Raw genomic sequence first — 18,614 nt, 5'->3', positions numbered from 1 at the left:
GCCGCGGGTATCGCGAGATCGCCACGAGCCACTGACTCGACTCGGATCGAGCTCTTCAGGATACGGCGCGGGCGCCGGATGGAGGCTCGGGTCAGCAGGAGGTCGAGGCGGCGAGCTTCTCCTGGATCTTGCGGTCGAACCGCGCGCGATCGATGACGAACCGCTCGTGCGTGCCCTCGCAGATCGCGTCGACCCCGTCGTGCGCACGCACCGAGAACGTGAGCCGCCGGCCCTCCACCTTGGTCACCGCGACGTCGACGGTGACCGTGAATCCGGGCGGCGTCGCCGCGCCGTGGGTGACCCAGATGCCCGTGCCGACCGACTGCTCGCCGCCATCGAGGTGCGGCTGCATCGCTTCGATGCACGCCCACTCCAAGAGCCCGACCATGAACGCCGTCGCGAAGACCTGGGGCATCTCGACGAACCGCGGAGACTCCGGAAAGACGTGGGGGACGGTCTTGGTCTCTGGCACCTGGTATCTGAACGTCAGCGACACGCCGGGGGCGAGGGTGCTCTTCATTCGGTGGTTCCTCCGCTCGATGACGTCGAGAGGCGTCCCGCGCGAACGAAGAGATGCCAGGTGATGATTCGCTTCGCCCGGAGGCCCACGCCTCTCGCAGCGCCGGCGTGACGAGCGCCACGGGGTCTTCGCCGTTCTTCCGGCGATAGGCGCTCACCGCGGACCAGGTGCCCAGGTACCCGACGAACCGGTCGAGGCTCCAGGACTCCTCGATCGCGAGGGGCGGCGCGGCGAGCTCCGGCCAGGGGAACGGCAACGTCCGGTACCCCGCGTCGACGTGGGCGCGCTCCGGCGGCCAGAATGGGCCGAGCGTGGCGCGGTACAGCCCTTCGACGACCGCGTCCACGGCGGGATCGACACGGCAGAGGGCGTACGTGAACGCGGCGAAGATCGCGCCCGGACGCGCGATGCGCGCCAGCTCGGGATGCAGCCGCGCTGGAGCGAACCAGTGCAGGGCTTGCGCCGCCACGACGAGATCGGCGCTCGCGCTCGGGAGCTCCGTCGCCTCCGCCGGCGCGACCCGGTAGGTCACCCTCGGGTGCGCGGCGGCGTGGGCGATCTGCGCTGCGCTCGGGTCGAGCGCGATCACCTGGTCGAAATGCCGAGCGAGCGCGACGGACGCCTGACCGGTTCCGCAGCCGAGATCGACCGCGCGCTCCCGGCGGGGCGCAGCCGAGGCGAGCCAGTCGAAGAGCGCCGGCGGGTATCCGGGCCGAAAGGCCTGGTAGCTCGCAGCGACCCCGGAGAAGTGATCCTTGAACGTCTCCGCCATCCCGCGCCTCCCGACGCCAACCTAGGCGCCCGGCCGTGCATCGCGCCAATATATCGTTTGTATCCATGCGATAACGTAGCGCGATGGAGACGCCATGGACCTCCGGCACGTACTTCGTCGAGATCGTCCGCCGGGGCGGCTTCACGCGCGCCGCCGACGCGATCCGCGTGGCGCAGCCCGCCCTCAGCTCCGCGATCCGGAACCTGGAGGCGGAGCTGGGCGTCAGGCTCCTCAACCGAGGAGGGCGCCAGGTCACGCTCACTCCCGACGGGCGTGCGTTCCTGGCGCACGCGGAGGAGATCCTGAGCCGCGTTCGGGGACTCGAGCTGGAGATGCAGGAACGGCAAGGACTCGTGCGCGGTGAGCTGGTCGTGGCGCTCCCGGCGATGCTCGCGACGTACGCCTTCCCCGGCGTGCTCTCGGCCTTCCGAGTTCGCCACCCGCGCCTCCGCCTCGCCGTCGAGACGGGCGGGGCGCGCACCATCGAGCACCGGATCGCGGCGGGCGCCGTCGATGTCGGGATCGTGGCTCGCGACGGCGTACGCGAGGACCTGGTCTACCGTCGCTTGCTCCGGGACGAGGTCGTCGCGTGCGTCGCCCGAGGACACCCGCTCGCGGGCCGCCGGAGCCTCTCCGTCGAGCAGCTCGCGAAGGAGCCGCTCCTCCTGTTCGGACCGGGGTTCTTCCAGCGGGACCTCGTGCTCGCCGCGATCGAGGCGCGCGGCCTGAAGGCGCAGATTGCGCTCGAGTCCGACCTGGTCCCGCTGCTCCTCGACGCGGCCTCGCGCGGCGGGGGAATCACGACCGTCCTGCGGATGGCGGCCGAGTCCGAACCTCGCGTGATCCCGCTGTCGCTCAGGCCAGCCGTCTTCATCGAGGCGGGGATCGCCTGGAAGGCGGGAGCGTACCTGTCCAGGGCGGCCCGCGCGTTCGTCGAGTTCGTGCTCGAGGCCGAGCTCCCGGGAGCCGAGACCTGATCAGGCCGCGGTGATCGGATGACCTTCCGCCAGGCGGAACTTCGCTGCCGTCCCGGTGCCCCGGCGGCGCGCCCGGCCGAGGACGAGCCACGCGCCGAGCAGCAGCTCACCCGCCGCGAGCGCCTTCGCCTTCGCAGTGGGCTTGCGCAGCTTGACGAGCGACCTTCCCCAGAAACGGACCCAGCCCTTGCGGTCCACGAGCTGCCACGCCGCGTCCGCCACCGACGCGAGCCCGAGCAGACGCACGATCATGGTCGCACCCCTCCTTGGCAGGAAGATATGTGCGGAGGCCGTGCCGGGCCGGCGTACCCGCCGGGGGACTACGCCGGCCGGGGCGGCGGGCAGACCCTTCTTCGGTGGGACTCTTCCGTCGGGGGAGTCCCCGCTACGTTTGGTAGGCTCCCGACGCCACCTTGGGGGGCGTCGCGACCCGCGCGTAGCTACTACGGAGGCGCACCATCATGGAAAACGAGCGTGTCCAGACCGGCGTGCGCGGTCTCGACCCGATCCTGAACGGTGGGTTGATACGAAACTCCTTGTATCTGCTGAAAGGCGCACCTGGGACGGGGAAGACCACGATCGGCCTGCAGTTCCTGCTCGAGGGCGCGAGACGCGGCGAGAAGTGCCTGTACCTGGGCCTGTCGGAGACGAGGGGGCAGGTCGACGCGCTCGCGAGCTCGTTCGGCTGGAGCACGGACGGCGTCGAAGTCCATGACATGCGTCGGCGGGGAGAAGCAGAGCAGCAGCGCGGCGCGTACACGGTGTTCAGCCCTCACGAGGTGGAGCTGGAGGAGATCTCGAAGGAGATCCTGGCGCAGGTCGATCGCGTTCAGCCGAGCCGGTTGGTCCTCGACTCCCTGTCGGAGATCCGCCTGCTCGCGGACGACTCGTTCCGTTACCGTCGCGCGCTGCTGAGGCTGGGCGACCAGATCGCCGGCAGGAACTGCACCGGGCTCCTCATCGACGTCGACACCGAACCTGGGCAGGGAGTCGTCGCCGAGACACTGGTCAGCGGGGTCCTGGAGCTCGAGCAGCTCTCCCCCGACTACGGTGGCGATCGACGTCGGCTCCGCGTCCGGAAGCTGAGGGCGTCACAGAGCGTCGGCGGCTACCACGACATGGAGATCGGCGCAGGAGGCGTGCACGTCTTCCCGCGGCTCGTCGCCTCGCAACACCGCACGATGCACTCGAGCAGCGAGGTCCTCAGCGGGATCGCGGAGCTCGACAGGCTCCTCGGGGGCGGCCTCGACCGGGGCACGAGCACCGTCCTCGTCGGCCCCGCGGGAACGGGTAAGTCGACGATCGCGGCGCAGTTCGTGGCCCGTGCCGCGTCGCGCGGCGAGAAGGGTGCGATCCTGTGCTTCGACGAGAGCCCGACGAACCTGCTCATCCGGACGACCGGGCTCGGTATACCGCTGCGGAGCCACGTCGAAGCCGGAACCGTGGAGGTGCGCGCCGTCGACCCGGCCGAGATGAGTCCGGGGCAGCTGTCCGACAGCGTCCGGCAGCTGGTCGAGGAGGATCATCGCATCGTCGTGCTCGACAGCTTGAACGGCTACATCAACGCGATGCCCGGGGAGCGGTTCCTCGCAGCGCATCTTCACGAGCTGCTCGCGTATCTCTCGGAGAAGGGCGTCGCCACGCTGCTCACGCTGGCGCAGCACGGGTTCGTTGCCTCCTCGGAGTCGCCGTTCAACATCAGCTACATCGCGGACACCGTCTTGCTGTTCCGGTACTTCGAGGTCGCCGGCGAGGTCCGGCAGGCGCTCTCGGTCGTGAAGAAGCGGACCGGGGGTCACGAGCGGACGATCCGCGAGCTGCGCTTCGAGCCATCCGGCGTGGTCGTCGGCGAGCCGCTCCTCAAGTTCCAGGGAATCTTCTCCGGGATACCGCAGATCCTCGATCCCGACGCGCTGCGAGCAAAGCGTGGCTCCTCTGAGCGATGACGCGACGGAACGGCGCGTCCTGATCCTCGCCCCCACGGGCAGGGACGCGGACATGATGTCCGAGCAGCTCGCGGCCGGTGAGTCGCTGCAGTGCACGAGCTGCCAGGACGTCGACCGGCTCGTCCAGGAGATGAGGCGCGGGGCAGGGGCCGTCGTCGTCGCTCAGGAAGGGCTGAACGACGGCGGCACGGAGCCGTTGCTGTCGGCGCTCGACGCGCAGGAGCACTGGTCGGACCTGCCGATCCTGCTCTTGACGTTCCCGCTGTCGAGGCGGGCGCCTCACGCGCATCCGGCGGTTGCGCTCCTGGAGCGCGCGAACGTCATGCTCCTGCAACGACCGTTGCCGGTTCCCCTGTTCCTGAGCGCGGTCCGCTCGGCGGTTCGAGCGCGACGCCGGCAGTATCAGATCCGCGACCTGCACCACGAGCTCGAGCGCGCGGTCCAGCTCGGCGAGCTGTTCGCGAGCATCCTCGGTCACGATCTCCGGACGCCGCTCGCTGCCATCAAGCTCTCGGCAGACGCCATCGTGCGAGGTTCACAAGATCCGGCGGCGCTTCGTCCTGCCGGCCGCATCCTGAACTCCGCCGAGCGGATGGCCCGGATGATCGAGCAGCTGCTCGACTTCGCGCGCGTGCGGCAGGGCAGCGGGATCGAGCTGCAGCTTCGTCCTGCCCACCTCGACGACATCGCCCGCCCGGTGCTCCAGGAGATCGAGGCAGCGAACCCGCACGCCACCATCGAGGTCCGCGGGTCCGGGGACCTGTCCGGTGAATGGGACCCGGACCGCCTTGCACAGGTTCTATCGAACCTCGCTGCGAACGCGGTGCAGCACGGAACGAGGGGGACGACGACGACGGTCGAGCTGGAGGGTACGGACGGCGGGCTGGTTCGGGCACGGGTCCGGAACTTCGGGACCATCTCCAGCGACGTGCTCCCGACACTGTTCGAGCCGTTCAGGCGGACCGCTTCGAGCGCCACCCGCGAGAGAGGACTCGGCCTGGGGCTGTTCATCGCGCGGGAGATCGTCCGCGCTCACGGGGGAGACATCTCCGTCCGCACGCCGGAGAGCGACCTCACGGTCTTCGAGGTGATCCTCCCACGCCGGGCTCGGCCCGTCCCGACCGGCGTGGTCGCTGCGAAGTAGGCCGGCGAACGTTTGCCTCGGCCGGCTCCGCCAGGCCGGGGTCCGAGGCGGCCGCCGCGGGCCCGCACCTCGGGGCGACGTCGGGCGGCTCGTCCGCCGGGGGCGCGCCGGCGCCCGCGCGTGGCCAACCTTCGCACGGGCACATGCGCGTGGCGGCGGGCGAGCGAGGGGGTGCGGGAGAGCGCCCGGGGCTGGCGGGCGTCGTCGCGCGGAACATCTCGGTGCTGCTCGCCCGCCGGCGCGAGGAGGAGCAGAGCGAGCGGCGGCGCGACCGGGTCGCGGCGGCGATCGGGCGCTTCTCGGGGTCCATGACCTTCGTCTGGATCCACCTCGCCGTCGTCGCGCTCTGGATCGCGGTGAACGCAGGGCTCGTGCCCGGCGTACCCCGGTTCGACCGCGACTTCGTGAAGCTCGCCACCGCCGCCTCCGTCGAGGCGATCTTCCTCTCCACCTTCGTGCTCATCATGCAGAACCGCATGGCGGCGGTGGCGGAGAAGCGCGCGGACCTGGATCTGCAGATCAGCCTGCTCTCCGAGCACGAGGTGACGCGCCTGGTGCGGCTGGTCGCGGCGATCGCGGCGCGCATGGGGATCGAGGACGCCCAGGCAGAGGACCTCGCGGAGCTGGAGCGCGACGTGAGGCCGGAGGCCGTCCTCAACGAGATGGAGCGCGTCCAGGAGCAGGGCGTCCCGGATGACCCGCCCCCGGCCGCGGCGCCGCCCGGCGGGCCGGCGGGAGGGGCCCGGAGGGAATGACCGGCGGCACCCGGGGCGTTCCGGACCGGTGACCGCCCCTCACCCTCCGAGGCGCCGTGCGGGCCTGCGGCGTGCGACCGAGTTTCTCGACCCCGCCCGCGGCGCCATCTCCGCCATCCTCGCCATCGCCATCGCGCTGGCGGCGCTGAACGCCGCCGAGCCGCTGGCGCTCCGCCACGTCTTCGACGGGCTCGCCGGTGGCCACGCGGCGCGCGGGTTCGCGGAGGGCGTCCTCGCCCTCGTCGTGCTGGGCCTGCTGCGCGAGGCGCTGCAGGGCGTCTCCAACTGGCTCACCTGGCGCACGCGGATCGGCATCCACTTCAGGCTGACCGAGGCGACCGTCGAGCGGCTGCACCGGCTGCCCCTCACCTTCCACCGAGCGGAGGGGGTCGGCGCGGTGATGACGAGGCTCGATCGCTCCATCCAGGGGCTCGTGGGCGCGCTCTCCGAGATCGCCTTCAACGCGGTGCCCGCCGCCGTCTACCTCGCGCTCTCCGTCGCGGTGATGGCGCGGCTCGAGTGGCGTCTCGCGCTGCTCGTCCTCGTCTTCGCTCCGGCGCCCGCGCTCATCGCGCGGCTCGCCGCCCCCATGCAGACGCGCCGCGAGCGGAGCCTGCTCCAGCGCTGGGCGCGCATCTACTCGCGGTTCAACGAGGTGCTCTCCGGGATCGTGACGGTGAAGAGCTTCACGATGGAGGCCGCCGAGAAGAAGCGCTTCCTCGACGAGGTCAACTCGGCGAACGAGGTGGTCATCCGCGGCGTGGGGGTCGACTCGGGCGTGGGCGCGGCCCAGAACCTCGTGCAGATCGCGGCGCGCGTCGCGGCGCTCGCCCTCGGCGGCGTGCTCGTCGCGCGCGGCGAGGTGACGGTCGGCACGCTCGTCGCCTTCCTCGGGTACGTGGGCGGCCTCTTCGGCCCGGTGCTCGGCCTCTCCGGCATCTACAAGACCGTCAACACCGCGCGCGTCTCCGCGGAGGAGGTGTACGGCATCCTCGACGCGCACGACCACCTCGGCGACGCGCCGGACGCGCGCGAGGTGATCGGGCTGCGCGGAGACGTCGAGTGGAGCGGCGTCCGCTTCGCCTACGAGCCGGAGGGTCCGCCGCTCCTCGACGGGATCGACCTGCGCGTGCGCGCGGGCGAGCGGCTCGCCATCGTGGGCCCCTCGGGCTCGGGCAAGTCCACCCTCGTGGCGCTCGTGCAGCGGTTCTACGATCCCACCGAGGGCGTCGTGCGCGTGGACGGCATCGACGTGCGCCGGCTGAAGCAGGTCTCGCTCCGCAAGCAGATCGCGGTCGTCTTCCAGGACTCCCTCCTCTTCAACGAGTCGGTGCTCGCCAACATCGCGTACGGCCGGCCGGGCGCCTCGCGCGCCGAGATCGAGCAGGCGGCCCGCGACGCCAACGCGCACGAGTTCATCGAGCGTCTGCCCGACGGGTACGACACCGTCGTCGGCGAGCGGGGCAGCCGCCTGTCGGTCGGCGAGCGGCAGCGCGTCGCCATCGCCCGCACGCTCCTCAAGGCGCCGCCGATCGTGATCCTCGACGAGCCCACCTCCGCGCTGGACGCCGAGTCGGAGCAGCTCGTCCAGCAGGCGCTCGACCGCGCCACGCGCGGCCGGACCACGCTCGTCATCGCGCACCGGCTGTCCACCGTCGTCGACGCCGACCGGATCGTGGTGCTGCGCGAGGGGCGCATCGTCGAGGAGGGCCGGCACGCGGACCTCCTCGCGCGCGGCGGCTACTACGCGAGCCTCGTCGAGAAGCAGGCGCGCGGGCTCCTGCCCATGGCGGCGTGAGCGGCGTGACGACACGACGTCTCCACTGCACCGGGCCGCGCTCCGCCGCGGCCGCGATGCTCGCCGCCGCGCTCGCGCTCGGCTGCGCGCGGGCGCCGGTCCGGCCGGGCGCGGACGCTGCCGGCGGCCGCGAGGCCGCCGTGAACGGCGTGGTCGAGCTGCGGCTCGCCGTCCCCGCCGGCGCGCCGGTGCGCGCCGAGGTGCTCGCCCCCTCCGGCGCGCGAATCCACGTGCCGGCGTTCCCGGTCCCGGGGGGCTGGGCGGCGCGGTTCCGGCCCCGCGAGCCGGGGCGCCACCGCTGGGTGGCCCGCTCCGGCGAGGGCGCGGCCGCCGCCGAGGTGGCGCGCGGCGAGGTGATGGCGGAGGACCGCGGGCTGGCGGGGCAGGTGATCGTCTCGGGCGGCACGCTCCGGACCGAGGACGGCCGCCCCTTCCGCCCGCTCGGCGAGAACCGCTTCAACGTCTACGACCCCACCTGGTCGGACGGCCTCTCCCCCGCGGACTACGTCGCGCGCATGGCGGCGGACGGGATGAACGCGCTGCGCGTGTTCGTCTTCACCGCATGCGGCCGGGCGGGCACGATGCCGAACCCCGGCTGCCTCGAGCCCGTGCTCGGCGCGTTCGACGAGGCCGCGGCGGCGCGCTACGACGCGATCTTCGCGGCGGCGGAGGCGCACGGCGTGAAGGTCGTCCTCTCCGTCTTCGCGATCGGGTTCACGCCCGGCGACGCGTGGAAGGGGTGGGAGGAGAACCCTTACTCCGCCGCGCGCGGCGGGCCCGCGGCGGGGAACACCGACTTCTTCCTCGACCCCCGCGCCCGCGAGGCGGCGCGCGCGCGGCTCCGCTACGTGCTCGCACGCTGGGGCGCGTCGCCCGCCCTGCTCGCGATCGACCTCCTGAACGAGCCGGAGTGGGACGGCGCCATCCCGGAGGATCACTGGATCCCCTGGGCGGAGGACCTCGCGCGCACCTGGCGCGCGGAGGACCCGTACGGCCACCCGGTCACCGCGGGCCCGGTGGGGCTCCACTGGAACGTGGAGGAGGACGAGCGCGCCTGGTGGGCGTCCGCCGCCTGCGACATCGTCCAGTGGCACCGCTACGGCCCGGACGTGCACGACGTGCACGACCTCGCCGAGGCGCTCGTCGAGACGACGCGCGACACGGCGCGCTACGGGAAGCCGGTGCTGATCGGCGAGTTCGGCTGGGGCGGCGATGCGAAGCCCGAGCACGACCACACGCACGTCGGGATCTGGGCGGCGACCTTCGCCGGCGCCGGGGTGCTCTCCCACTCCGCGCCGCCCTTCACCGAGGACTCGGACGAGCCGATGACGCCGGCGCGGGCGCGCCACTTCCGCACGCTCGCGGCGTTCCTGCGCCGCGCGGAGGCGCGGGGGCCGCTCGCGCCCGCGCCCGAACCCGCGGTGCGGCGCGCGCCCGGCCTGCGGGCGCTCGCGCTCGGAGGCGAGCGGGCCGCCGCGGTGTGGCTCCTCGCTCCCCGTCCCGGCTACGGGGGGCGCGTGAAAGGGGCGCGCCTGACGCTCGCCGGGATTGCGCCCGGCCGCTGGCGCGTCACCTGGGTCGAGGACGTCTCCGGCGAGGTGATCGCGGTCGAGGAGCGGGACGCGTCCGGCCCGCTCCCGCTGGACGTGCCGCCGTTCGCGCGCCACGTCGCCGCCCTCGTGGAGCGGATCGAGTAGGGACGGCGCTCCCGGTGCAGGGAGCGGCCGCCGTACCTAGCGTCTGGCGAGGGCGCCGCGCGCGCGGTGCCCGTGGCGCGCGCTGCGCGCGCGAGGGTGCGGGAATGGCGAACAAGACGACGACCGATCACGAGGAGATCCGCCGCTGGGTCGAGGAGCGCGGCGGGTGGCCCGCCGAGGTGCGGGGGACCGAGCGCGCCGGGGAGGAGACCGGGATGATCCGGATCGACTTCCCGGGCTGGTCCGGCGAGGGGAAGCTCGCGCGGATCGGGTGGGACGAGTGGTTCCGGAAGTTCGACGAGTCCGGGCTCGCCTTCATCTACCAGGACACGACCCGCGGCGGGGAGCGGAGCAACTTCAACAAGCTGGTCGCGCGTGAGACCGCCGCGGCGCGATCGCGCGGGGAGAGCAAGGCCTCCCGGAAATCGGCGCGCGGTGGCAGCCGAGGCCGGGCCGGCGCGCGGCCGGCGGGGTCGCGCGCGGGCGCGGCCCGCGACCGGAAGGCGGGAGCCGGAGCCGGGACGCGGAAGGCGGGGGCGGCCCGCAGCCGGAAGGCGGGAGGCCGGACGCCGAAGGTGGGGGGTCGCAGCGCCGCATCCTCGCGCGGAGGCGCGAAGCGCGCGACCGCGGGGCGCGCCGCGCGGAAGGCGCCGGCACGGACGGCGGCGCGGAGCTCGGGGCGGCGCGGCGGCGCGGCGCGCCGGTCGTCGGCCGCGGGCTCGAAGTCCCGCGGCGGGTCGTCCTCGCGCGGCGGGTCGCGCGGAGGCGGGCGCGGGCGCGGGCGCTAGGGCGAGCCGCCTCGGCGGGCGCGCCCGCATCGGTCTGCGGGGGCGCGGGGACGACCCTGCGCCGCCGGCTCGGAGCGCCCCGGATCAGGCATAGCGCCGGGTCATGGTCGCGCAGAACTCGGCGTACTCCTCGATCCGCTGCGGCGGAGAGGTGTGGTGCGCCTCCAGGCCGCGATGCTCCGGCGTGAAGCAGTAGGTGAGCGTCACGTCGAAGGGCTCGAGCGCCTTCATCTGCCGGTCGAACCAGGCGAGCGCGTTCGGGCAAAAGGAGTCCGCCCAGGAGAGGCCGGTGCGGAGCTTCCGCACCCCGAGCTCCTTCATCCAGCGCACCGCCGCCTCGAGGCGGTGATCCTCGAAGTGGAACCACTGGCACAGGCCGAGGTCGGGGACGAAGTCGCCGAAGGCGCGCAGCGCCGGCTTGGGCGTGCCGTCCTCGCGGATGAGCCCCATGTAGAAGTGCCGGTAATAGGACGAGCCCTCCGCCTCGCGGTGACGCGTCGTGGCGGGCCAGGCGCGCGGGAGGTCCATGAGGCTGTACCAGTGCACGCGCGGCGCCTTGCCGAGGACGAGCGCCGCCGTCCGGCGGAGCCCCCACTCCTGCACCTCCTCGGCGCCGAAGGAGGAGACGCCCACCTCGGAGATCCAGACGGGGAGGGGGACGACGACGCGCACCTCCTCGAGCCGCGCCGGCCACTCGTGGATCTGCCAGTGGTTCCAGTCGAGCGGGAACCCGTGCACCGCGACGGCGTCCACCTCCTCGAGCGCGCCGTGCGAGGCGAGGAGCGCGAAGAAGGCCGGGTCGATGGGCGAGGTGCCGCCCAGGACGCGCGTGAGCCCAGGCGCGACCGCGCGCACCGCGGCGCCGGCGACCCGCGCCATCGCCGAGAACGTCCTCCACTCGGGATCGAGGTGGAAGTTCCAGTGAGAGAGGTTGTTCGGCTCGTTCCAGAGCATCACCGCCTCGATCACGGCCGCATCCCCTCCGCCGGGTAGACCGCCCCGGCGCGCGCCGTGCGCTCCGTCACGCGGCACACGTAGATCTCGCTGCTCGGGACGGGCTCGGGCGCGAACCCCGCGCTCCGCAGCATCGCCTCGACACAGGGCCGGTTCGGCACCCACCAGTTGGTCCAGTCGCCGGCGTACTCGTGCTCGACGAAGTGCAGCTTCGGCCACGAGGGGTGGTCGAAGATCTCCGTCTCGGAGAACGGGTAGTCCGGCGCCACCTGCAGCCGTCCCTGCGCGCCGCGGATCATCGACTGGAAGACGAGCGTGTCGCGGGCGACGTGCTCGCGCACGAGGTCGAGCGCGAGCAGCGGGTGGCGGAGGTGGTAGAGCACGCCCATGAACAGCACCACGTCGAACTTCTCGCCGAGCCGAGCGACGTCGTAGACGGAGAGCTCGCGCCACTCGACGTCGAGGCCGCTCACCTCCGCGGCGAGCCGCGCCTGCGCGAGGTAGCGGGGATCCGAGTCCACCCCCACCACGCGGGCCGCGCCGCGGCGGGCCATTTCCAGCGAGAAGAAGCCGGCGTTGCAGCCGATGTCCAGCACCGTCCGGCCGTCGAGCCGCTCGGGCAGCACGTGCGACACCCGCTCCCAGGCGACGGCCGGGTAGTCGCCCAGGAAGTGCTGCGGCGCCGTCTTCACGCCGTCGAGGTCGAGGTTGTGGAACCAGGGTCCGAGCGCCTGGACCCGCGCCTCGATCTCCTGACGCGACAGCGAGCTTCGGTTCATCTTTGCCTCCCCGGGTCGGGGGCGTGGGCCAGGGCCTCGCCCGCGAGGCGCGCATGGATGGAGAGCAGCTGGTCGACCCGGTGCGCGCAGGTGTGGCGCGCGCGGATGGCCGCGAGGCCGCGCGCGCGGAGCGAGGCCGCGAGCGCGGGATCCTCGAGCACGGCGCGCAGGTGGGCGCGCATCTCGTCGCCGGTGCGGGCGACGAGGAAGTCCTCGCCCGGGGCGAAGAGCCCCTCGGCGTCCTCCCACGGCGCGGAGGCGAGCGGGATCCCGCAGGCGAGCGCCTCGAACGGGCGGATGGTGGGGATGCCGCGCAGGGCCCGGGCGTACGGGCCGCGCGGCACGTGCACCGTCACGCGGTGGCGCGCGAACACCTCTGGGACGCGGTGGTTCGGCAGGTACCGGCCGTACGCCGCGCCGGCCTGCGAGAGCGCGGCGAGCCCCTCCGGCGGGTAGCGCACGCCGTGCACGCGCGCGCGCAGGCGGAGCGCCTTCACCGGCTCGAGCAGGAACTCGGCGAGCTCGCGCGTCCGCTCGTCGTCCCCCCAGTTCCCCACGAAGACGAGGTCGCCCTCCGGCGGCGCCTCCAGCGGCCGGAACACCCGCACGTCCGCCGCCTCGTGCCAGGTGAAGGCGCGCCGCGCCCAGCCGCGCGCGACGTAGACCTCGCGCAGCGCCTCGCCGAAGGCGAGCACGCCGTCGTAGCCGGAGAGGTCGTAGGCCGCCATCTCCTCGGGGGCGGTGACGGCGCGGTGGTGCGTGTCGTGGAAGAGGAGCAGGTACGGCCGGCGCGAGCGCCGGCGGTGATCGCCGACGCGACGCACCACCTCGGGGTCGTTCCACTCGTGCACGAGGACGAGGTCCGCCCCGTCCACCGCCGCGTCGACGTCGAGCGTGGCGGGGTCGTAGCGCGCGACGTCGAGCGTCGGGTAGGCGCGGCGCGCGTCCTCGACCGCCGCCTGGCCGGCGTCGGCGACCAGGTTCAGGAGCGACCAGGCTCCGGCTGGCTCGAAGGCGCGCACCGCGTGGCCGCGCGCGACGAGCTCGGTCGCGACGCCCCGCAGGAAGTGGGCGTTCCCGTGGTTCCAGTCGGAGAGGAGCGAGTGGCAGAACGTCACGACGCGCACGGGACCGCCCCCTCCTCCGCCCGCGCGAGCAGGCCGCCGTACGTCGCGAGGTAGCGCTCCGCCATCCGCTCGCGCCCGAAGAGCAAGGCGCGCCGCCGCGCCTGGCGCCCGAGCTCGGCGCGCGCCGGCGCGTCGTGGACGATCCCCGCGAGCGTCGAGGCGAGCGCCTCCACGTCCCCGGGCGGGACGAAGGCCGCGGCGCCGAGCCAGACCTCACGGAGGCTCGGGACGTCGCCGAGCACCAGGGCGCAGCCGGCGAGCGCCGCCTCCAGCGCGGAGAGGCCGAAGGGCTCGTACCGTGCGGGGAGCGCATAGATCGAGGCGCGGCCGTACCACACGGCGAGCGCGTCGGGCGCGAGCCGTCCCAGGGGGCGCGCGTGGCGCGGCGCCGAGGCGCCGGGGTGGGCGAGGTCCGGGCTCATCTCATCGCCTGCGAGCAGCACCGGCCAGGCGAGGCGGCCTGCGGCCGCGTCGAGCGTGGCTGCCCCCTTCGCCTCGTCCCACAGCCGCGCGGCGCAGAGCACGAACGGCTCCTTCGGGCGCGGCGGGTAGCGCTCGGGGGCGCGGCCGTTCGCGATGACGAGCCCGCGCCGGACCTTGCCGTGGTGGCGCTCGAGGGCGCGGAGCATGGCCCGCGTCGGCGCCACCACCGCGTCGGCGCCGTCGAGCCCGCGGCGCACCTCGAGGCGGTAGCGGTCGAACGACGGCGGCGCGGGCGCGTGGCGCACCGCCTCGAACCAGGAGAGGACGCAGGAGTGGGCCACGACCACCTTCGGCACCCCGAACGGCAGCGCGCCGTGCGCGTAGCCGTTGAGGTGCACGACGTCCGGCCGGAACCGCCGCGCGATCGAGAGGAGCCGCTCTCCCTCCCGCGCGACGTCGTCCCAGGGATCCTGCATCCACTCGAGCTTGCCCGTCCCCTCGTGCACCTCGAGGCCGGGAACACGCGCCAGCTCCGCCCGCTGGTCCGCGGAGAGCGGGCGCCCCTGCGTCGCGAGCGCGACGGCGCAGCCGCGCTGCGCGAGCGCGGCGCAGAGCTCCGCCGCGTAGGCGAAGACGCCGCCCACGGTGTCCGCCGTCAGGAGGACGCGCGGCCCGCGGGCCGCGCCCCGGGGTGCCTCATCGTGCCCGCTCATAGATCGCGTCCAGCGCCTCCGCGACGCGGACGAGCCCCTCCACCTCGGCGTCGAAGCCGCGCCCGGCGGCGAGCGCCTCGGCGAAGGCCACGGCGGCGCGTCCCCCCCAGGCGTCGGGCGGCGTGGCGAGCACCTCGCGCGCCGTGCCGCGGTAGCGCTCGACCGTGAAGTCGTAGAACGAGCCGTCCACGTTGCGCAGTGCAGCGCCGCCTTCGGTGCCGTAGAACGCGGCCTCGATGGCGCAGGCGCGCCCGGCGGAGATGCGCCACGAGCAGGCGAGCTGCGCGGCGGTGCCGCCCTCGAGCAGGAGGAGCGCCTGCGCGCAGTCCTCCACGGCGTCGCGGCCGGCGAGCGGGGCGCCCTTCGAGGTGACGCGGCTCGCGACGTCGAGCACCTTCGGGAACCCCAGCACCCACAGGGAGAGGTCGACGAGGTGGATGCCGAGGTCCATCACGCAGCCGCCGCCCGACTGGCGGACGTCGTAGAACCAGGCCTTGTCCGGGCCGTAGGCGTTGTGGAAGGCCAGGTTCACCGCGTGGACGCGCCCGAGGGCCCCCTCCTGCACGAGGCGCCGCACCTCAGGGACGCCGCGCACGTGGCGGTAGGAGAGATCGACGGCGAGGAGCCGATCGGCCGCGCGCGCGGCGTCGACCGCGCGCCGGGCCTCCGCCGCGGTACGCCCGAGCGGCTTCTGGCAGAACACCGCGAGGCCGCGCTCGAGCGCGCGCACCGCCTGCTCCACGTGGAGCGCGCTCGGCGTGGCGATGACGATCCCGTCGAGCGGAAGGGCGAGGAGCTCGTCGAGCGACGCCGCGACCGCGCAGCCGGGCGCGGACTGCGCCGCCTCCCGCGCCGCGTCCCCGACGGGATCGGCGACCGCCGCCACCTCGGCGGCGCCGCTCTTCGCCACCGCCTCCATGCGGTGGCGGCCGATCCAGCCGACGCCGAGGAAGCCGAGCCGCGGGCGCGTCGCTGCCGCCCGTGCGGGCGCGGTGCTCATGGTCTCACGACCCCCTTCAGGAACCCGTCCGGCCGATCACGCAGCGCCGCGAACGCCTCTCCGATCGCCTCCAGCGGGAAGGCGTGCGTGACGAGCCGGGCGAGGTCGAGGGTGCCGTCGGCGACGGCCTCGGCCGCGCCTCGCATCGCGTCCATCATCACCTCGCGCCGCCGCTCGTGGCCGTTCACGACGTCGAGCCCCTTCCAGTTCCAGGCGCACAGGTCCACGGTGCGGAGCCCATCCTGGTGGAACCCCGCGACGACGAGCCGGCCGCTCTCGCGGACGAGGTCCGAGGCGAGATCGAGGGGCGCCTGCAGGCCCACCGCCTCGACCGCGACGTCGCACAGCGCGCCGCCGGTGCGCCGGCGGATCTCCTCGACGACCGCGCCGCGCTCGCCCCACGGCACCGGCTCCGCCCCGAGCGCCCCGGCGAGATCGAGCGCGAAGGGGCGCCGGCCCACGGCGAGGACGCGCGCTCCCGCGGCTGCGGCGAGGCGGGCCACCACCGCGCCGATGAAGCCGATCCCCACCACGGCCACTACGTCGCCGCGGACGATCCGCGCGCGCCGGAACACGTTCACGCCACAGGCGACCGGCTCGCCGGGAAACGGCAGATCCCCGAGCGCGGCGGGGACCGCGAGCGCGGCGGCGGCGTCCACGGCCTCGTACTCCGCGAAGGCGGCGCCGGAGAGGAAGGCGACGCGCGCCCCAGCGGTGAAGGCGCCCTCCGCGCCCGGGCCGGCGGCGACCACGCGCCCCCATCCTTCGTGCCCGGGCGCGCCCGGCGCGAGCGGGTAGGCGAACCACGGTCGCCCCTCGAAGACGGGCAGGTTCGAGCCGCAGATCCCCGAGCCGTCGACGGCCACGAGCACCTGGCCCTGCCCGGGCGCCGGCCGAGGCGCCTCTCGCACCTCGAAGCGGCCGGGTGCGGTCATCACCGCGGCGCGCATCCGCGCGGGCAGGGTGGCCCGCGAAGGCGCGGACGATACGGTCACGGCTGTGCCTCGGGGAGCGCGGCGCCGACGGGCGCGGGGAACGCCGCGCGGAGCCACGCGTGGAGCCGCCCGATCCCCTCCGCCACCGGCACCCGCGGGGCCCAGCCGGTGACGGCGCGCAGCTTGCTGGTGTCGGACACGTACCAGCGCTGATCGGCGACCCGCCAGCCGGAGAAGGTCACCTTCGGCCGCTCGCCGTCGAGGGCCTCGATGAGATCCACGAGCTCGAGCAGGGACAGGGTGTGGTCGGGCCCGCCCCCCACGTTGAACGCCTCGCCGGCGAGCTTCCGCGCGCCCCCGCGCGCGAGCAGGAAGGCGTCCACGAGGTCCTCGACGAAGAGCACGTCGCGCACCTGCCGGCCGTCGCCATAGATGGTGACGGTGTCGCCGCGCAGCGCGGCGCGGAGCAGGTGGGCGACCCAGCCCTGGTCCTCGTTCCCATGCTGGTGCGGCCCGTAGATGCAGCTCATGCGGAAGACGACCGCCGGCACGCCGAAGGTGCGCGCCCACTCGAGCACGTACTGATCCGCCGCGCCCTTCGAGCAGCCGTAGGGGCTGTGGAACTCGACCGGGCGCGCCTCGGAGACCCCGCGCGCGTACGGGGAGCCCGCGGGCGGACCGTAGCGGTCGCCGTTCCGGACGAGCGCGAGGTCTTCGAGCGCGCCGTACACCTTGTTCGTGGAGGTGAAGAGGAGCGGCGGCGGCTCGCTCCGCCCGCGCACCGCCTCCAGCACGTTGAGCGTGCCGCGGGCGTTCACCTCGAAGTCGCCGACCGGGTCCTCGAGGCTCGTCGTCACCGCGACCTGCGCCGCGAGGTGAAACACCGAGGTCGCCTCGCGCGCAGCGCGCGCCACCGCCGCCGCGTCGCGTACGTCGGCCCGCTCGAGGTCGATGCGGTCGCCGTGCTCCGCCTGCAGCCAGGCAAGGTTCCGCGCCACTCCCGGGCGGGAGAGATCGTCCAGCAGCAGGACGCGCTCCCCCGCGCGCGCCAGCCGGTCGGCGAGGTTCGAGCCGATGAACCCGGCTCCGCCGGTGATCAGCACGTGACCGCGCCCCCTCATCGCGACAACCCCATCTCGGCGAGGATCGCGCTCGCCTCCGCCACCTTGTCGTGCGCCACCTGGCCCGCGAGCCAGCCGCACAGCTCCGTGAGCCCCTCGTCGAACGCGACCTGCGGCTCGTACCCCAGCACCCGGCGGGCGAGGGAGACGTCCGCGAAGCAGTGGCGGATGTCGCCGGCGCGGTACCTCCCGGTGATCTCCGGGACGATCCGCTCCTCGCCCAGCGCCGTCGCGAGCCGCTCGGCGATCTCGCGCACCGTGAAGCTCCGGCCGCTCCCCACGTTCAGGGCGAGCCCCGCCGCCTCGGGCGCCTCCAGCGCGAGCAGGCACGCGCGGGCCACGTCCTGCACGTGGACGAAGTCGCGGCGCTGCAGCCCGTCCTCGTTCACGAGCGGCGGCCGGCGGTTGAGCAGCCGCGCGGCGAAGATGGCGAGCACGCCGGTGTACGGGTTCGAGAGCGCCTGGCGCGTGCCGTAGACGTTGAAGAACCGGAGCGCCGTGGTGGGGATCCCGTACGCGCGCCCCACCGTCAGGCAGAGCCGCTCCTGGTCGTACTTCGTGAGCGCGTACACCGACGGGAGCGCCGGCGCCTTGGTCTCGGGGGTCGGCACCGGCGAGAGCGGCTCGCCGCCGGGCCCGCGCACCTCCCACGAGCGCGCCCGGAGCTGCGCGTCGGTGCGCTCGCTGCCCTGCACGACCTCCCCCCCGGGACCGCGGTAGAGCCCCTCGCCGTAGATCGACATCGAGGATGCGACCACGAGTCGCTCCACCGGCCGCTTGATGAGCGCCTCGAGCAGGACCGCCGTACCGACGCCGTTCACCGAGACGTAGCGCTCCACCTCGTACATGGACTGGCCCACCCCGACGCGGGCCGCGAGGTGGACGACGGCGTCGACGCCCTCCAGCGCGCGGGACACGGCGTCCGGATCGCGCACGTCGCCGAGCAAGAGCTCGACGCCCTCGGAGAGGTAGTCGGGCCGGCGGGCGTTCTCCCCGTGCACCTGCGGCGAGAGATCGTCGAGCGCGCGCACGCGGTAGCCGCGCTCGAGGAGCTGGTCCGCGAGGTGCGACCCGATGAAACCGGCACCGCCGGTGACGAGGATCAGCTTTCCGTGCATGTGTGCGGTCCTCGGGAAAAGCTGTGCGGCGCGCGCCCAATCGGCAA

The 18,614-nt window shown here is 74.0% G+C and carries 17 protein-coding genes and 1 pseudogene; 7 read left to right on the top strand and 11 right to left on the bottom strand.

The features are described from left to right. Nucleotides 1-91: 91 nt before the first annotated feature. On the bottom strand, nucleotides 92-520 hold the full coding sequence (locus tag ANAE109_RS16595; RefSeq protein ID WP_012098045.1) for a thioesterase family protein: 429 nt from the start codon (nucleotides 518-520) through the stop codon (nucleotides 92-94). Nucleotides 521-947: 427 nt separating this feature from the next. Further along, nucleotides 948-1,292: pseudogene (locus ANAE109_RS25855) on the bottom strand (class I SAM-dependent methyltransferase); the annotation flags it as partial. 83 nt (nucleotides 1,293-1,375) lie between these two features. Between ANAE109_RS25855 and ANAE109_RS16590 the strand changes: the two are divergent. After that, the gene (locus tag ANAE109_RS16590; protein WP_012098044.1) at nucleotides 1,376-2,269 is read left to right on the top strand and encodes a LysR family transcriptional regulator; all 894 of its coding nucleotides are present in this window, start codon (nucleotides 1,376-1,378) and stop codon (nucleotides 2,267-2,269) included. Here the strand turns inward: ANAE109_RS16590 and ANAE109_RS16585 are convergent, their stop codons facing one another. Then, the gene (locus ANAE109_RS16585) at nucleotides 2,270-2,521 is read right to left on the bottom strand and encodes a hypothetical protein (RefSeq protein ID WP_012098043.1); all 252 of its coding nucleotides are present in this window, start codon (nucleotides 2,519-2,521) and stop codon (nucleotides 2,270-2,272) included. A 209-nt stretch (nucleotides 2,522-2,730) separates the two neighbouring features. On the opposite strand from ANAE109_RS16585, the gene ANAE109_RS16580 reads away from it, so the two are divergent. The 6 genes from ANAE109_RS16580 to ANAE109_RS16555 all read left to right on the top strand — a co-directional run bounded on the left by ANAE109_RS16580 (nucleotide 2,731) and on the right by ANAE109_RS16555 (nucleotide 10,397). Beyond that, nucleotides 2,731-4,215, top strand: a complete 1,485-nt coding sequence (locus ANAE109_RS16580) for an ATPase domain-containing protein (protein ID WP_012098042.1) — start codon at nucleotides 2,731-2,733, stop codon at nucleotides 4,213-4,215. Continuing rightward, complete coding sequence (locus ANAE109_RS23635) at nucleotides 4,196-5,359, top strand: sensor histidine kinase KdpD (RefSeq protein WP_012098041.1); 1,164 nt, start codon at nucleotides 4,196-4,198, stop codon at nucleotides 5,357-5,359. The genes ANAE109_RS16580 and ANAE109_RS23635 overlap by 20 nt, the downstream gene beginning before the upstream one ends. Nucleotides 5,360-5,502: 143 nt before the next feature. Beyond that, entirely contained in the window at nucleotides 5,503-6,114 is a 612-nt protein-coding gene (locus ANAE109_RS16570) for a DUF1003 domain-containing protein (RefSeq protein ID WP_012098040.1), read from the top strand. A gap of 28 nt (nucleotides 6,115-6,142) precedes the next feature. Next, complete coding sequence (locus ANAE109_RS16565) at nucleotides 6,143-7,912, top strand: ABC transporter ATP-binding protein (RefSeq protein ID WP_012098039.1); 1,770 nt, start codon at nucleotides 6,143-6,145, stop codon at nucleotides 7,910-7,912. Between the two features lie 5 nt (nucleotides 7,913-7,917). Beyond that, on the top strand, nucleotides 7,918-9,609 hold the full coding sequence (locus tag ANAE109_RS16560) for a cellulase family glycosylhydrolase (RefSeq protein ID WP_143827999.1): 1,692 nt from the start codon (nucleotides 7,918-7,920) through the stop codon (nucleotides 9,607-9,609). A gap of 104 nt (nucleotides 9,610-9,713) precedes the next feature. Beyond that, the gene (locus tag ANAE109_RS16555; protein WP_012098037.1) at nucleotides 9,714-10,397 is read left to right on the top strand and encodes a hypothetical protein; all 684 of its coding nucleotides are present in this window, start codon (nucleotides 9,714-9,716) and stop codon (nucleotides 10,395-10,397) included. An 84-nt stretch (nucleotides 10,398-10,481) separates the two neighbouring features. Here the strand turns inward: ANAE109_RS16555 and ANAE109_RS16550 are convergent, their stop codons facing one another. Genes ANAE109_RS16550 through ANAE109_RS16515 form a run of 8 tightly spaced genes read right to left on the bottom strand, consistent with a single transcriptional unit; the run spans nucleotide 10,482 to nucleotide 18,567 of the window. Next, on the bottom strand, nucleotides 10,482-11,366 hold the full coding sequence (locus ANAE109_RS16550; RefSeq protein WP_234945163.1) for a beta-xylosidase: 885 nt from the start codon (nucleotides 11,364-11,366) through the stop codon (nucleotides 10,482-10,484). Then, a complete protein-coding gene (locus ANAE109_RS16545) occupies nucleotides 11,363-12,130 on the bottom strand; it encodes a TIGR04290 family methyltransferase (protein ID WP_012098035.1) in 768 nt (255 codons plus the stop codon). Before ANAE109_RS16545 ends, ANAE109_RS16550 begins: the two co-directional genes overlap by 4 nt. Next, entirely contained in the window at nucleotides 12,127-13,257 is a 1,131-nt protein-coding gene (locus ANAE109_RS16540) for a glycosyltransferase (RefSeq protein WP_012098034.1), read from the bottom strand. Before ANAE109_RS16540 ends, ANAE109_RS16545 begins: the two co-directional genes overlap by 4 nt. Beyond that, the gene (locus ANAE109_RS16535) at nucleotides 13,245-14,393 is read right to left on the bottom strand and encodes a glycosyltransferase family 4 protein (RefSeq protein WP_012098033.1); all 1,149 of its coding nucleotides are present in this window, start codon (nucleotides 14,391-14,393) and stop codon (nucleotides 13,245-13,247) included. The genes ANAE109_RS16540 and ANAE109_RS16535 overlap by 13 nt, the downstream gene beginning before the upstream one ends. After that, complete coding sequence (locus tag ANAE109_RS16530; RefSeq protein WP_012098032.1) at nucleotides 14,377-15,393, bottom strand: Gfo/Idh/MocA family protein; 1,017 nt, start codon at nucleotides 15,391-15,393, stop codon at nucleotides 14,377-14,379. The genes ANAE109_RS16535 and ANAE109_RS16530 overlap by 17 nt, the downstream gene beginning before the upstream one ends. Then, nucleotides 15,390-16,388, bottom strand: a complete 999-nt coding sequence (locus tag ANAE109_RS16525) for a zinc-binding dehydrogenase (RefSeq protein ID WP_012098031.1) — start codon at nucleotides 16,386-16,388, stop codon at nucleotides 15,390-15,392. The genes ANAE109_RS16530 and ANAE109_RS16525 overlap by 4 nt, the downstream gene beginning before the upstream one ends. Further along, complete coding sequence (locus ANAE109_RS16520; protein ID WP_012098030.1) at nucleotides 16,385-17,449, bottom strand: SDR family NAD(P)-dependent oxidoreductase; 1,065 nt, start codon at nucleotides 17,447-17,449, stop codon at nucleotides 16,385-16,387. Before ANAE109_RS16520 ends, ANAE109_RS16525 begins: the two co-directional genes overlap by 4 nt. After that, nucleotides 17,446-18,567: an NAD-dependent epimerase/dehydratase family protein gene (locus ANAE109_RS16515; protein WP_012098029.1), complete on the bottom strand. Its 1,122-nt coding sequence runs from the start codon at nucleotides 18,565-18,567 to the stop codon at nucleotides 17,446-17,448. The genes ANAE109_RS16520 and ANAE109_RS16515 overlap by 4 nt, the downstream gene beginning before the upstream one ends. Nucleotides 18,568-18,614 lie beyond the last annotated feature (47 nt).

The organism is Anaeromyxobacter sp. Fw109-5 (genome assembly GCF_000017505.1).
In the GTDB taxonomy this organism is placed as follows: Bacteria; Myxococcota; Myxococcia; order Myxococcales; family Anaeromyxobacteraceae; genus Anaeromyxobacter.
This window is presented reverse-complemented; position numbering and strand designations above follow the sequence as displayed.

What these genes read in the sequence shown, in the direction of transcription:
- ANAE109_RS16595 (WP_012098045.1), bottom strand. Translation starts at nt 520, where the DNA reads ATGAAGAGCACCCTCGCCCCCGGCGTGTCGCTGACGTTCAGATACCAG.
- ANAE109_RS16590 (WP_012098044.1), top strand. Translation starts at nt 1,376, where the DNA reads ATGGAGACGCCATGGACCTCCGGCACGTACTTCGTCGAGATCGTCCGC.
- ANAE109_RS16585 (WP_012098043.1), bottom strand. Translation starts at nt 2,521, where the DNA reads ATGATCGTGCGTCTGCTCGGGCTCGCGTCGGTGGCGGACGCGGCGTGG.
- ANAE109_RS16580 (WP_012098042.1), top strand. Translation starts at nt 2,731, where the DNA reads ATGGAAAACGAGCGTGTCCAGACCGGCGTGCGCGGTCTCGACCCGATC.
- ANAE109_RS16570 (WP_012098040.1), top strand. Translation starts at nt 5,503, where the DNA reads ATGCGCGTGGCGGCGGGCGAGCGAGGGGGTGCGGGAGAGCGCCCGGGG.
- ANAE109_RS16555 (WP_012098037.1), top strand. Translation starts at nt 9,714, where the DNA reads ATGGCGAACAAGACGACGACCGATCACGAGGAGATCCGCCGCTGGGTC.
- ANAE109_RS16545 (WP_012098035.1), bottom strand. Translation starts at nt 12,130, where the DNA reads ATGAACCGAAGCTCGCTGTCGCGTCAGGAGATCGAGGCGCGGGTCCAG.
- ANAE109_RS16535 (WP_012098033.1), bottom strand. Translation starts at nt 14,393, where the DNA reads ATGAGCGGGCACGATGAGGCACCCCGGGGCGCGGCCCGCGGGCCGCGC.
- ANAE109_RS16530 (WP_012098032.1), bottom strand. Translation starts at nt 15,393, where the DNA reads ATGAGCACCGCGCCCGCACGGGCGGCAGCGACGCGCCCGCGGCTCGGC.
- ANAE109_RS16520 (WP_012098030.1), bottom strand. Translation starts at nt 17,449, where the DNA reads ATGAGGGGGCGCGGTCACGTGCTGATCACCGGCGGAGCCGGGTTCATC.
- ANAE109_RS16515 (WP_012098029.1), bottom strand. Translation starts at nt 18,567, where the DNA reads ATGCACGGAAAGCTGATCCTCGTCACCGGCGGTGCCGGTTTCATCGGG.